We start from the raw sequence: 12,593 nt of genomic DNA, 5'->3' as shown, positions 1-12,593 counted from the left end.
CATGAATCCTGAACAGTTAATCCATCATATCGATCGCGCGTTTTGTCTCTCTTTCCTGGCCAAAATGGTGCAGCACAAAAGCTACAGTGCCACCGACGGCGAACGCGCGCTGGCAAGCTTTATGGCTGAACAGATGTCGCAGCTCGGGCTGGAAACAGAGCTGCAGAAGGTGCCGGGCGATCGTCTTAATGCGATTGGGCGTCTGGCAGGCAGCGGCGGCGGTCACAGCCTGCTGTTTAACGGGCATCTTGACACCAACCCGGTTACCGAAGGCTGGACCGTCGATCCCTGGGCCGGCAAAATTGACGATCGGTTCATTTACGGTATCGGTGTTTCCAACATGAAAGCAGGCGATGCCGCCTATTTCTGCGCGCTGAAGACGCTCATTGATGCTGGCGTAAAACTCAAAGGAGATGTGATCCTCACGTATGTTGTGGGCGAGTTACAGGGCGGGATAGGAACGCTGGCAGCCATAGAGCAGGGCGTGCGCGCTGACTACTTTATCAATGCTGAACCCACCGATTTACAGGCGTTAACCATGCATGCCGGTTCGCTGATGTTTACCATTGAGCTAACCGGTAATACGCGTCACCTTTCAAAGCGGGAAGAGGCGGTCGATGCTATCAGCGCCGCAGTTGAACTGATTCCGCAAATCAACGGCATGATTTTCAGCGGCGCTAAAAGCGACGAACATCGGAAAATTAATCGCGGCCATATCGGTACGGTGCACGGTGCGCTGGGGCGAGAGCTGGAGGAGTGGCGTCCGCCGCAGGTTGCTGATTTTGTCCGTCTGAAAGGATCGGCGCGTTTTGCACCCGGCCAGACCGTTGAAGGCGTGCTGGCCGATCTTCAGGCGCTGCTCGACAGGCTCTGTCAGCAGTATCCAGGCCTGAAAGCGGAGCTGTTTGATGACGGTATCCGCGACAAACCCACCATGCTGCCTTTTGAAGTTTCACCGGCGTCACCGATTGTGCAGGCGGTAAACCGCGCCTGGAAAACCGTACGCGGCACCGATCAGCCCACCGGGGCGATCACACCACCCGCTTTTTACGGTACCGATGCAGCACACTTTTATCAGCATGCGGGCATGGAAGGTATCGTCTGCGGACCCGGCGGAAAGTACAACACCATGCCTGACGAGCGCGTTGAGATAAGCGAGTATCTTGATATGGTACGCATCTATCTGCTCGCCATTCTGGATATCTGCCAGCAGGATGAACAGCCAGTGAAGCGGGATATATGACTGCGCAGGAAGCTGCGCGACTGACCACTGTAGAGGGAAGAGGGGCGTCAGTGAGCCTTCAGGGCTTTATGGGCTGAGTGCCAAAAAGGCTGATAAAACAACAACAAACGGCAAATCGGCGCGGCAAAAGCTCTTTTCAGCGGACCCCGAAAAGCGACTTTACTCTCTATAGTGGATATCTGGTGCAGAGAACAGGTTACATACAGATATACAGCAATGCGGCTCTGAATCAGACGATGAACAAGCCGTTATGGCGGGCTGAATCCCGATAAATGGAGGCTGATTACTGAAAGCCCAATATGGCGGACCGGCAGTATCATCTGCGATAAAAAGAGAGATCCGGCCAGCAAAGCAGAGATGAGGCTAAATCTGACGGCCTGGCGATAAGTAAGAATGATCTGCGAAGCAGTCAGTACCGGATTTGCGCCAGATCATCTTCAGTCAGGCCGGTCATCTGCATAACCATATTCTGGTCGAAGCCATTCTGTAGCATGGCTCGCGCAATTTTCAGGCTTGCTGCGCGAATGCCTCGCTGCTCGCCAAGCTGAATCCCCTCCTGGCGTCCTTCCATGCGTCCTTTCTCAATGCCCTTCTGCTCGAGCTGCTGTGCGATGGTCATGAGTGCATCTCCGTGTTGCGGCACATGCTGTGCCAGTTCGCGAACGAAGGCTTCAGAGTCGGCCGACTCTCCTGCCTGCAGTAAAAAGTGTATCAGCACTGTCACCTGATATGAAGAAAGAGTGTCCACCATCAGCAAGTGGCCAGCCGGTCGGTCAGCGTGGCGATATCGCGCTGGTGTATGTGCTTCTGTAGTAAGGTCAGCGCTGCCAAGCTCCGGTGTTGCATGATTTCTTCATCAGGGATTGTAGTGACATCCATTAACAGAAATCCGCTACTATAGAATGTCGTAGCTATCTCCGATTCACTGAAAAGTTGCAGTCAGTTGATGCTGTAAAGATAGGGACTGCGCTTACCCTGATAAAACAATTCCGGAATAACAGGCGGCAAAGCTTTATGTCCGCCATCAAGATGGCATTGCATTGCCGCCACGACATAACGTATCAGACGAAAATCCATATGTCTGTCCGGAGAGTTTTAAGCTCAATCAGAACCTGGACGTAGCCATCACCTTTTTGGGTTTTTAGCGCGGAGAGACGTTAAATACCATGCACCCTTCCCAGTTGCCACATTCTCTCTGAGGCGACATCCACATTCTCCAGCAAGCCTGCCTCATCAGCGAGCCGGAATATTTCACTGTAGTGTGCAATGCTGCGCGCGCTCTGCATGCCGCCAAGCAGCGTAAAATGCTGTTGGTGGCCGTTAAGCCAGGCCAGAAACACGATGCCGGACTTATAGTATTGCGTGGGAGCCGTGAAGATATGCCGGGCGAGGGGAACGGTTGGCGCCAGAATCGCGTGGTAACGCGGCGCATTGCCCTGCGCCAGCGCAGTCAGCGCCGCCGCTGCCGCAGGTGCGATGCCATCCAGAATTCCCAGCAAGGCGTGGGAAAATCCATGACGGTCACCCGCGATCAGCTCGGGGTAGTTGAAATCATCCCCGGTGTACATTTTTACCGATGCCGGTAGCTGGCGACGCATCGCTATTTCACGCGCCTTGTCCAGCAGGGAAATTTTAATGCCGTCGATGTGCGCTTCGTTGCTGCGAATAACGGCCAGGCAGACTTCCATTGCGTTATGCACCTCGTTGCTCCCCCAATACCCGCGCAGTGCAGGATCGAACATCTCTCCCAGCCAATGCAATATCACCGGCTGCCGCACCTGTTTCAGCACCTTGTCATACACCTGTATGTAATCCTCCGGCCCCCGGGCAATGGCGGCGAGCGCCCGGCTTGCCATCAGAATGATGCGGCCACCACAGTCTTCAATGTCGGAAATCTGCTGCTCGTAAGCATTGATCACATCGTTCAGGGTCAGACCGGAATAATCAGTGAGATGATCGGTGCCCGCCCCGCTGGCAATCCTTGCGCCTGGAATGTGTTTTGCTTGCTCAACACTGCGCTGAATCAGTTCCAAGCTGCCGGGCCAGTCAAGCCCCATCCCGCGCTGTGCGGTATCCATGGCCTCTGCAATGCCAAAACCCAGCGTCATCAGGTGGCGTCGGTATTCAAGTGTCGCGTCCCAGTCAATTGCTCTGTCCAGGGTCGGATGCTGTGTGCGGGTCGGATCGACCACGACATGCGCGGCGGCAAAGGCGTCACGATTGAACTGAGGCTTAAGCGGTACACTCCAGCTGCGTTCGCCTTTTACGAGATAACTGTAGGGCTGCCCCTGAGGATCAAGTAAACGCACTTTATTGCTGACTGTCATTGTCTTTCCCTCGTGTTAATGCTTCACCATGTGACCACACAGCAGCGGATCTGCCTGAGAATGGTCTGCCGTTATCGGCAATTTGCGGACGCCCAGCAGCACAAGGCCACTGCACAGGATCACGGCGGCGGCGATCAGCCAGACGGGTTGCAGCGTGTAGTGCTGGGCAAAATAGCCAGCGACAATAGGCGAGATGCCGCCGGCTGCCATTCCGGTGTTCATGACAAACCCAATGGCCGATCCGCGCAGTGACGGTGGCACCAGCTCAGCGGTAACCGACAGAACAATAGGCGTGATGGGATAGCCGAGAAAGCCCAGCAGGAGCACCAGCACAATCACCAGCGGAACCGACAGATTAATGGCCATGGCCGCCATCAGAAGCCCGCTGGCGCCGGTAATGGCCATCAGCAAGTTACGACGGCGAATAAAGTCCCCTTTGTCGCAGTAGCGGCCCAGCACAAAGCCGCCCAGCGCCCCGGTAATACCCAGTAGGCTGGCAATTGTGCCGGCGGTGCCGATGGAGAGGTTTTTGACCTGCATCAGATAGCTGGGCGCCCACAGCAGCACGATCCACCAGCCCGCCAGCAGCACAAAATAGTAGGTGGCCATCAGGAGTACTGGCACGTGACGAAACAGCGTGCGCAGCGGCACTTTACTGGCGGCCTGTCGCGCCGCTAAATCAGCGGGTTTACGATCGTTTTTCACCAGAACGGCATAGAGAATGGCGACGACAACGCCCATGGCCCCGGCCACATAGAACACCACGCGCCAGCCAAACACCGGGCCAAGCATCGCGCCCATCCATGTCCCCAAAAACCCGCCAATGGGATAACCCATCCAGTAGAGCGACATCACGGTCGTGCGCTGTTTTTCGTTGGTGACGTTAGCCACTTCCAGCGAGGCGGCGGGCCAGAAAATGCCCTCACCGATGCCGGTCATCACGCGATAGAAGATAAGACTGGTCAGGCTGCCTGCCACGCCGGTGAAGATGGTAGCCAGCGAAAACATCATCAGACCCAGGATCAGCACCGGCTTGCCGCTTAACTTGTCTGCGATAATGCCAGAGATGAACAGGAAGAAGATAAAACCAAAGAAAAAAGAGGAGAGTAAAATGCCGCTTTCGCCTTTACCCAGTCCGAATTCCGTGGCAATAAGGCCAATGGCAGAGGAGACGGTCATGCGATCAACCGAGTACATCATGTAGCCCAGCCCGCACAGCACGGTGACCAGAATCATTTTTCGGGTATCTGTGTTCATATTTTCCTCGACATAACATGTGACCGACGAAAACAGCTTTTCAGCTCTGTCAGATACGGATCTGAGCCTTAACAGTATTCCTGATGACGGGCTTTGCAGACGCGCAGCACCTCGTCAGGATCCCGCTGCCACCAGTTGTGGCGCGAAAAAATCTCAACTTCGTGAAATCCCTGATAACCCTGCTGCTCCACTAGCTGGCGCAGGCCGCGAATATCAATCACGCCGTCGCCCATCATGCCGCGATCTTCCAGCAGATCCTGTGTCGGACTCAGCCAGTCGCAAATGTGAAAGGCCAGCAGCCGATGCGCACCCGCGCGCTGCACTTCCTGCGCAAAGTCAGCGTCCCACCAGGTATGGTAAACATCGACCGCAATGCCCAGTCCCTGGTCCCCCAGAGCGTCGCAGAGATCGTTGGCCTGTTTAAGGCTGTTAACACAGGCGCGATCGGCGGCATACATCGGGTGGAGCGGCTCAATAGCCAGCGGCATGCCGCGCGGTCGGGCATACTCAAGCAGGGCGCTGAGCCCGTCGTGCACCTGCTGCCGGGCACCGTTCAGATCCCGGGAGCCGGGCACCAGCCCGCCCACGACCAGTACGAGACACCGGGCCTTGAGCTCAAGTGCCTCATCAACGGCACGGTAGTTGTCCTCCAGCTTCTGTTGCCGCGCTCTGGCATCTGCCGCAGGAAACATGCCGCCGCGACAATAGCCGGTCACGCTGAGATCGTGCTGGCGTATCAGCTGTGCAGCCTGCTGCAGGCCCAGTTCAGCAACCTGATCCCGCCAGGGCGAGATGCCGCGGATGTCGTGCCGGGCACAGCCTTCAATGATTTGGCGCAGGTTCCACTGCTGGCGAACCGTGGCCGTATTGAGCGACAGCATGTGGGGATGGGGTGTTGGCATGGTGCATCTCCTTAGCGTTCCAGTGAAGGCACATCAACCCAGCGACGTTCTTTCCAGCTTTTCAACGCCAGATCAACCAGCTGCAGACCTTTTGCTCCCTCCAGCAGCCCCCAGCGGTAATCGCCTTCACCCCAGACGTGACGCAAAAACAGCTCCCACTGCACCTTGAAGGCATTGTCATAGGTCTGGGTGTCCGGGACAGGTGTCCAGTCGTCAAAGAAATTATGGGTCTGGCGCACGTCCGGGTTCCACACCGGCTTAGGGGTATTGACCCGGCTTTGCGTGACGCAGTCCGTCAGGCCGGCCACCGCGGAGCCGTTCACGCCGTCGACCTGAAAGGTCACTAAATCATCCCGGCGCACCCGCACACACCATGAGCTGTTAATCTGTACGATGGCGCCATTATGCAGTTCAAATGTGGCGTAAACCGCATCATCTGCGGTGGCCTGATAGGGCTGATGCTGCTCGTTCCAGCGCTGCGGAATATGGGTGGCCCCGATGCAGCTCAGGCTTTTGATTTCGCCAAACAGGTTGTCGATGACATAGCGCCAGTGGCAAATCATATCCAGGATAATGCCGCCGCCCTCTTCACTACGATAGTTCCAGGAGGGGCGCTGCGTCGGCTGCAGGTCGCCTTCAAATACCCAGTAGCCGAATTCACCGCGTACTGATAATACCTCACCAAAAAAACCGGCCTTATTCAGCATCTGGAGTTTTTGCAACCCGGGCAGCCAGAGTTTGTCCTGTACCACCCCATGGCAAACGCCTTTTTCTGTGGCGAAATGATAGAGTTCCAGCGCCTCATCAAGCCCAAGGGCTACGGGTTTTTCACTGTAGACATGCTTGCCCCGGGCAATGGCTTTTTTCAGCAACCCGGGCCGCGCCTGCGTGGTGGCGGCATCAAAGAAGATGATGTCAGCGGGATTCGCTAAGGCCTCATCAATATCCGTGCCCCAGCGCTCAATGCCAAATTCGTTGGCCAGCGCGGCTATTTTCTCTGCATTGCGACCAATCAGTATCGGATCGGGCATCAGGCGATCGCCATTCTCCAGCATCACACCGCCTTGCCTGCGGATTTCAACGATGGAACGGATCAAATGCTGATTCTTGCCCATACGGCCGGTGACGCCATGCATGATGATACCTACAGGGATGAGTGCCATTCGCTTGTCTCCTTGGAAAATCAGATTGTCTGCCGCTGCAAGTAGGCTCACGAGCAGACATCGAAAATCGCGATTCAACTAACTGGTTGAGAACATCACTATAGAAGTGCAAATACATTCTGAAGTTGATCAAATTCACATAACCAACCAGTTAGTTGAAAATAGTTCCTGAGCAGGATTTCCTGATAAACTGATCGCTATACGGTGTAAAACACACAAACAAGGAGCGCGCTTTGGCCGTCAGGAAAGAAAAAAACACTGTGGATACCGCGGACAAGCAGCAGCGCATTCTGCAGGCTGCGCGTACAGAGTTTGCCGAGAAAGGCTTTGACGGTGCGCGCGTGGATCGTATTGCTGAGCGGGCACAGGCAAACAAACAGCTCATTTATTACTACTTTACGAATAAAGACGTGCTGTTCACGCGCGTACTCGAAGATGCCTACCGGGATATCCGAAAGCATGAAGCGGCTCTCTCACTGGATGCCTGTCCTGCCAATGAAGCGATACTAAAGCTGGTGGAGTTCACCTGGCACTATTACCTGCAAAATCCCGAATTCATTCGGCTGCTCAACAGCGAAAATCAGCTCAAGGCTCGGCATCTGAAAGCGTCAATGTCTACCGTGGAAATCAACCGAAGCTGGCTCAGCATTACCCAGGATCTGCTGGCGCGCGGCAGCCGTGAGGGCACGGTACGCGGAAACATCGACGCCATGCAGCTGAATATCAATATCTCTGCACTGGGGTTTTTCTATCTCATTAACCAGTCAACGCTGGGCATTCTGTATCAAACCGACCTCAGCCAGAAAGCGGCACTGGATGAACGACTGCGCGTGATGAAAGAGTGCATTGCGGCCTGGATCAAACCCTGACGCCGGTACCAGGCGTACGCCGCCATACCTGATCTGTCCGATGTATCAGGGCTTAATAGCCATCACGCAGGCAGCTTTGGGTTAGCCATAAAGAGTCCGTCGGATAGGCTGCACCTTAACTGGTCGGCCATGTTGCATCAGCTCAAATCATGCAGTGCCTTATCCAGTGGTGCTGTTAAGCGAATGTCCTGAAATACGACATTCAGATCTGCTCGCTCTGGCGTACAGCACATTGTGCCGATCCTGACCGGCCCCTGTGGAAACGCGCTCAGGCGCATCAAAGGCCAGGTCTGGCCATCGGCTGAATATTGCAGCCTCACGCTCTCGCCTTTACGCGTGAGTCTCAGCCAGAACGCCCGGGCATCGCCGGGAAATATTCCCGTGGCCCAGTCTGAATAACCGAGCGTCAGAACGCTGCCAATGGCGGGCGCGCCGTCGTTGTATTCGATCCCCGCTTTTAACCAGTGCTGTTCATCCGATATCAGCATCAGTCCGGCCTGATCGTACAGCGTGGTAAAGTCTGCGCAGATCTTAAGCTGGAACGTAAAATCACCCTCTACCTCGGTAGCAAAGACATGGCCTGAAAAGCGTTCAAATTCGTACCAGGTTTTGCGCCAGAAATCCGTTTTATGGTCGGTGCTCACCTGAAGCGTGCCGTTCTGACACTGCCACGTTGCAGGCTCATTTATCCAGACAAAAGACTCAAACATAATGCCTCCTGAATCGGCTGTAGATCATCGCAGGATGCGACTAACGGGGATGTTGAAATCCTCAATACAACACCTTACAGAATACGCTTTGTCGTGCTATGCCGGTACGGGGCAATCCGGTTGAGCAGACTCATCTGTCACACAATGCATGCACTCTGAAAACCGCATGTCATCACCCGTTTGTCACAGGAATCACTGTCGCATCCCAGCACACAGGTGAGTTCATCCTGTCAGTCATTTTTCTTAAGGGGCCCAAAAATCCTTCTGCAGGGCAGGGGAGACGTTTCAGGCAGACGCTTGGCCGGCTATCCGGCCTGAGCTGCCTGCCTGTTGCAGGGTAAATGTTAATTTTGTATGGGTTTTGTTTAAGAACTATTTAATATAATGGTAAACATAGTAACTATAAGCAACATAAATATATCACGCTGGGTAATTGTCACCTGCAGGGAGCAGCGCTGATTTTCATTACCGGCCGATGAGTTTGTTGAGCAGTCTCGTTTAACAGGGATATATCATGCGTCATTCACACAACCTGCCTCCGGGCGAGGTGCATCTGTCACGCCGGCAAATCCTGCTGTCCGGCGCGGTGATCATGGCAGGGGGCCTGCTGACGTCGGCCCTGCCGCGTTTCGCCTTTGCTGACTCGTCACTGCAGTTTATTCCGTTTATGCAACTCTCCCGTCTTCTGGTCAATCACGACCTCGACAACGTGGTCGGGCAACGCATGCTGGCGCTGCTGGAAGCGGAGCACCCCTCTCTGGCAGAACACCTCAACCAGCTGCTGGCTATTGCCCGGGCGCACGAGGCAGAGGTGGTAGAAGACTTCTTTCCGGCCATTCCGGCCGGGCCGGTACAGGATCTCGCCCGGCAAATCATCTTTGGCTGGTACACCGGCAGCCTGGCCCCCACGCGCTCAGCCAAAAGCTTTGCTTTTGAACAGGCGCTGACGTGGCGTCTTACGCAGGACACGATCACCATTCCCTCCTATGGCATCAGTGGTCCCAACAACTGGCAGCGTGCGAATACGCCGGTCCTTCCCGTTCCCCAATTCTGACCTGAAAAGTGATTAACATGGCAGACGCCTCTCAGTCACCTGTAGTGATCGTTGGCACCGGCGTAGTCGGTGTCGTTATCGCTGAGCAACTGCTTGATGCCGGCATTCCGGTATTGATGCTGGAAGCGGGCCCGCGCGTGACGCGGGCCGACATTGTTGAAAATTACCGTAACCTGCCGCTGGCCGCCAAAGGCAATCCGATTGAGTGTTATCCCTCGCGCGAGTGGGCACCGCATCCGGAACCGGCAGGCGCGGGCAAAGGTTATCTGCAGCTCAGCGGGCCCGATTCCTATGCGCAAAGCTATGTGCGCTATGCGGGCGGCTCGACCTGGCACTGGGCAGGCACCTGCTGGCGTCTGACGCCGGCGGATATGCAGCTGCACTCCCGTTACGGCGTCGGACGCGACTGGGCGTTTGATTACGCGACGCTCGAGCCCTATTACACGCGCGCGGAATACCAGTTAGGGATCTGCGGGCCTGACGATCCGGCCCTGCAGTGGCCACCCCAGCGTTCAAAGCCCTATCCGATGCCGGCGCTGCCGTTTGGGCCTGGTGAGGCGCGCTTTACCGAGGTGGTACGCGACAAACTCGGGCTGCACAATATCCCTACCGCACAGGCCCGCAACAGCGGCACGTCCTATGACGATCGTCCGGCCTGCTGCGGCAACAACAACTGCGTGCCGGTCTGTCCGGTGGGCGCCAAATATGACGGCGCCACGGCACTGTCGCGGCTGGAAGCCAAGGGCGCCACGATCCTTGACAATGCGGTAGTGTGGCGCATCGAAACCAACCCGCAAAACCACATCAACGCGGTGCACTATTTCGACAAGCACCGGCAGAGCCATCGCGTCAGCGGCAAACTCTTTATCATCGCCTGTAATGGTCTGGAAACGCCTAAGCTCTTACTGATGTCAGCAGACGCCCGTAACCCAAACGGCATCGCCAACCGCTCCGACCAGGTCGGACGCAATATGATGGATCACCCGCAAATCACCATGACGGTGACGCTCGAAGAGCCTTACTGGGCGGGCGTGGGCCCGGTTGTGAATAGCGGTATCATGGAAACCTCACAAGGGGATTTCCGCGCCGAACACGCCGGCGCCTACTTCCGCTTCAATAATTTTGCCCGCAATCGCTTTGTGACCTTTGCCGCGCTGGAAAAAGGTCTGGTGGGTAACGCGCTGGATGAAGAGATCCGGCGTATGACCGCTTGTACCGCTGACATCGTGCTGGCACACGAAATTCTGCCGGACGCCAGCAATCGCCTGACGCTCAGCGACAAAAAAGACTGGCTCGGCCTGCCTAAGCCGGCGATCCATTATGATGTCGGTGAGTACGTACGGCGATCGCTGGCCGTCTATTCGATGCCGATTGCCCATCGCATCGCTGAAGCAATGGGGACCACGCACAAATCGTTCTCTAAACAGTTTAACCAGAGTAAACACATCATGGGCGGCACCATCATGGGCCACGATCCGGCAAACTCGGTCGTGGATGCCGACTGCCGCGCGCACGATCACCCTAATCTGTTTTTACCGGGCGGCGGGGCTATGGCGAGTACCGCCTGCGGCAACAGTACGCTGACCATGGTGGCTCTGGCGTTTAAAGCAGCGGACGCCATTGTCAGACAGGCACAGGAGGCGTAAGGATGCGCAAGCTTAAACAGATCGCACTGAGCCTGGCGCTGGTCAGCGGGGCAGCCCAGGCAGCCGATGATGCGCTGATAAAAAAAGGGGAATACCTGGCGACAGCGTCTGACTGTACCGCCTGTCATACCGCAGAGCACGGTCAGCCCTTTGCTGGCGGCAATGCCATTGCCTCGCCGGTCGGCACCATCATTGCCACCAATATCACGCCCTCAGCAAGCGCCGGTATCGGCCGCTACACCGAACAGCAGTTCTCTGCTGCGCTGCGTCAGGGCGTGCGCGCTGACGGGGCGCGGCTCTACCCGGCGATGCCTTACACCGCCTATGCCACGTTCACGGATGAGGATGTGCACGCGCTGTATGCCTACTTTATGTCAGGCGTAAAACCGGTTGATAAGGCCCCCCCGCAAACCCGCCTGCCGTTTCCGCTGAACCTGCGTATGTCAATGATGGTCTGGAATGCCCTGTTCCTGAACGCGCCGGGCTATACCCCGGATCCGGCGCAAAGCGTGGGCTGGAACCGGGGCCGTTATCTGGTGGACGGAGCCACGCACTGCAGCACCTGTCACACGCCGCGCGGCTTTCTGATGCAGGAGAAGCAGGATGCGGCGTTTACCGGTGCCCAGGTTGGCCCCTGGTTTGCCCCGAACATCACGGCTAATTGGGTAGGCGGCATTGGTGAGTGGTCACAGCAGGATCTTATCACCTACCTGAAAACCGGGCGCCTGGCTGGCAAAGCGCAGGCCGCAGTTAGCATGGCAGAGGCCGTCACCCACAGCTTCCAGCATCTCTCAGAGGCCGATCGGGCGGCCATCGCCGAGTACATGGGCAGTGTGGAAGACCGCCAGGCGCCTGCCAGCGGCACGTCGCGGTTTGGCCAGGGTAGTGCATTCAGTCAGGTCAGCGCGTTTCGCGGCGAGCCGCGGTCCTCGTCCGCGGGTGAAGAGGGTGCACGCCTGTTCTCCGGTAACTGTGCGTCCTGCCATGGCAGCAGCGGACAGGGGACGCAGGACGCGTTTTACCCAAGTCTGTTTCACAACAGCGCCACGGCTGAAAATAACCCGTCAAATCTGATTGCCGCCATTCTCTTTGGTGTTCAGCGCCACACCGAGGAAGGGGATGTCTATATGCCGCCGTTTGGCGCGCAGCCCAATGCACTGAATCACCTTGATGATCAGCAGATAGCCACCCTGTCGGGCTGGATCCTGCAGCACTACGGCAACGCCGACGTCAACGTTTCACCGGCTCAGGTGGCAGAGATTCGTCGCGGCGGACCCGCCTCGCCGCTGGTGATGCTCGCACAGGCCGGCGTCGGCGCCGGCGCGCTGGTGGTGATAGCACTCCTTATTGCGTGGCTGATACGGCGTAAACGCCGCCGCTGAAATGATGAAACCTGTCGCCCGGCAAACGTTACGGGCGACA

10 protein-coding genes and 1 pseudogene are annotated in these 12,593 nt (G+C 56.5%); 5 read left to right on the top strand and 6 right to left on the bottom strand.

Going from position 1 to position 12,593, the window contains the following annotated elements:
* The first annotated feature begins 1 nt into the window (after position 1).
* Positions 2-1,243 carry a M20 family metallopeptidase gene (locus tag AC2CF9_RS10880; RefSeq protein WP_484556961.1) on the top strand — a complete coding sequence of 414 codons (1,242 nt, stop codon included), beginning with the start codon at positions 2-4 and terminating at the stop codon, positions 1,241-1,243.
* Positions 1,244-1,652: 409 nt separating this feature from the next.
* Here the strand turns inward: AC2CF9_RS10880 and AC2CF9_RS10875 are convergent.
* From AC2CF9_RS10875 to AC2CF9_RS10855, 5 genes and pseudogenes are all read right to left on the bottom strand, one after another.
* A pseudogene (locus AC2CF9_RS10875) lies at positions 1,653-2,397 on the bottom strand (Rpn family recombination-promoting nuclease/putative transposase); the annotation flags it as partial.
* A gap of 3 nt (positions 2,398-2,400) precedes the next feature.
* Positions 2,401-3,570 carry a dihydrodipicolinate synthase family protein gene (locus tag AC2CF9_RS10870; protein WP_484556960.1) on the bottom strand — a complete coding sequence of 390 codons (1,170 nt, stop codon included), beginning with the start codon at positions 3,568-3,570 and terminating at the stop codon, positions 2,401-2,403.
* 15 nt (positions 3,571-3,585) lie between these two features.
* Positions 3,586-4,827: an MFS transporter gene (locus AC2CF9_RS10865; protein ID WP_484556959.1), complete on the bottom strand. Its 1,242-nt coding sequence runs from the start codon at positions 4,825-4,827 to the stop codon at positions 3,586-3,588.
* A 68-nt stretch (positions 4,828-4,895) separates the two neighbouring features.
* The gene (locus AC2CF9_RS10860) at positions 4,896-5,729 is read right to left on the bottom strand and encodes a sugar phosphate isomerase/epimerase family protein (RefSeq protein WP_484556958.1); all 834 of its coding nucleotides are present in this window, start codon (positions 5,727-5,729) and stop codon (positions 4,896-4,898) included.
* An 11-nt stretch (positions 5,730-5,740) separates the two neighbouring features.
* On the bottom strand, positions 5,741-6,892 hold the full coding sequence (locus tag AC2CF9_RS10855) for a Gfo/Idh/MocA family protein (protein ID WP_484556957.1): 1,152 nt from the start codon (positions 6,890-6,892) through the stop codon (positions 5,741-5,743).
* 233 nt (positions 6,893-7,125) lie between these two features.
* Here AC2CF9_RS10855 and AC2CF9_RS10850 point away from each other — a divergent pair, with 233 nt between their 5' ends.
* A complete protein-coding gene (locus AC2CF9_RS10850; protein WP_484556956.1) occupies positions 7,126-7,761 on the top strand; it encodes a TetR/AcrR family transcriptional regulator in 636 nt (211 codons plus the stop codon).
* Positions 7,762-7,898: 137 nt separating this feature from the next.
* On the opposite strand, the gene AC2CF9_RS10845 is transcribed toward AC2CF9_RS10850, so the two are convergent.
* On the bottom strand, positions 7,899-8,471 hold the full coding sequence (locus AC2CF9_RS10845; RefSeq protein ID WP_484556955.1) for a DUF1349 domain-containing protein: 573 nt from the start codon (positions 8,469-8,471) through the stop codon (positions 7,899-7,901).
* A gap of 514 nt (positions 8,472-8,985) precedes the next feature.
* Here AC2CF9_RS10845 and AC2CF9_RS10840 point away from each other — a divergent pair.
* From AC2CF9_RS10840 to AC2CF9_RS10830, 3 genes are read left to right on the top strand one after another with little or no spacing between them, the layout of a single operon-like run.
* Positions 8,986-9,525 carry a sugar dehydrogenase complex small subunit gene (locus tag AC2CF9_RS10840; protein WP_484556954.1) on the top strand — a complete coding sequence of 180 codons (540 nt, stop codon included), beginning with the start codon at positions 8,986-8,988 and terminating at the stop codon, positions 9,523-9,525.
* A 17-nt stretch (positions 9,526-9,542) separates the two neighbouring features.
* Positions 9,543-11,171 (top strand): GMC family oxidoreductase, encoded by a 1,629-nt coding sequence (locus tag AC2CF9_RS10835; RefSeq protein ID WP_484556953.1) that lies wholly within the window; start codon positions 9,543-9,545, stop codon positions 11,169-11,171.
* A 2-nt stretch (positions 11,172-11,173) separates the two neighbouring features.
* On the top strand, positions 11,174-12,553 hold the full coding sequence (locus AC2CF9_RS10830) for a c-type cytochrome (RefSeq protein WP_484556952.1): 1,380 nt from the start codon (positions 11,174-11,176) through the stop codon (positions 12,551-12,553).
* Positions 12,554-12,593 lie beyond the last annotated feature (40 nt).

Source organism: Pantoea sp. SYBGC1, assembly GCF_057197005.1.
This window is presented reverse-complemented; position numbering and strand designations above follow the sequence as displayed.

Bases quoted from the DNA above. Each gene is read 5' to 3' on its own strand.
- AC2CF9_RS10880 (WP_484556961.1), top strand. From the start codon at position 2: ATGAATCCTGAACAGTTAATCCATCATATCGATCGCGCGTTTTGTCTC.
- AC2CF9_RS10870 (WP_484556960.1), bottom strand. From the start codon at position 3,570: ATGACAGTCAGCAATAAAGTGCGTTTACTTGATCCTCAGGGGCAGCCC.
- AC2CF9_RS10865 (WP_484556959.1), bottom strand. From the start codon at position 4,827: ATGAACACAGATACCCGAAAAATGATTCTGGTCACCGTGCTGTGCGGG.
- AC2CF9_RS10860 (WP_484556958.1), bottom strand. From the start codon at position 5,729: ATGCCAACACCCCATCCCCACATGCTGTCGCTCAATACGGCCACGGTT.
- AC2CF9_RS10855 (WP_484556957.1), bottom strand. From the start codon at position 6,892: ATGGCACTCATCCCTGTAGGTATCATCATGCATGGCGTCACCGGCCGT.
- AC2CF9_RS10845 (WP_484556955.1), bottom strand. From the start codon at position 8,471: ATGTTTGAGTCTTTTGTCTGGATAAATGAGCCTGCAACGTGGCAGTGT.
- AC2CF9_RS10840 (WP_484556954.1), top strand. From the start codon at position 8,986: ATGCGTCATTCACACAACCTGCCTCCGGGCGAGGTGCATCTGTCACGC.
- AC2CF9_RS10835 (WP_484556953.1), top strand. From the start codon at position 9,543: ATGGCAGACGCCTCTCAGTCACCTGTAGTGATCGTTGGCACCGGCGTA.
- AC2CF9_RS10830 (WP_484556952.1), top strand. From the start codon at position 11,174: ATGCGCAAGCTTAAACAGATCGCACTGAGCCTGGCGCTGGTCAGCGGG.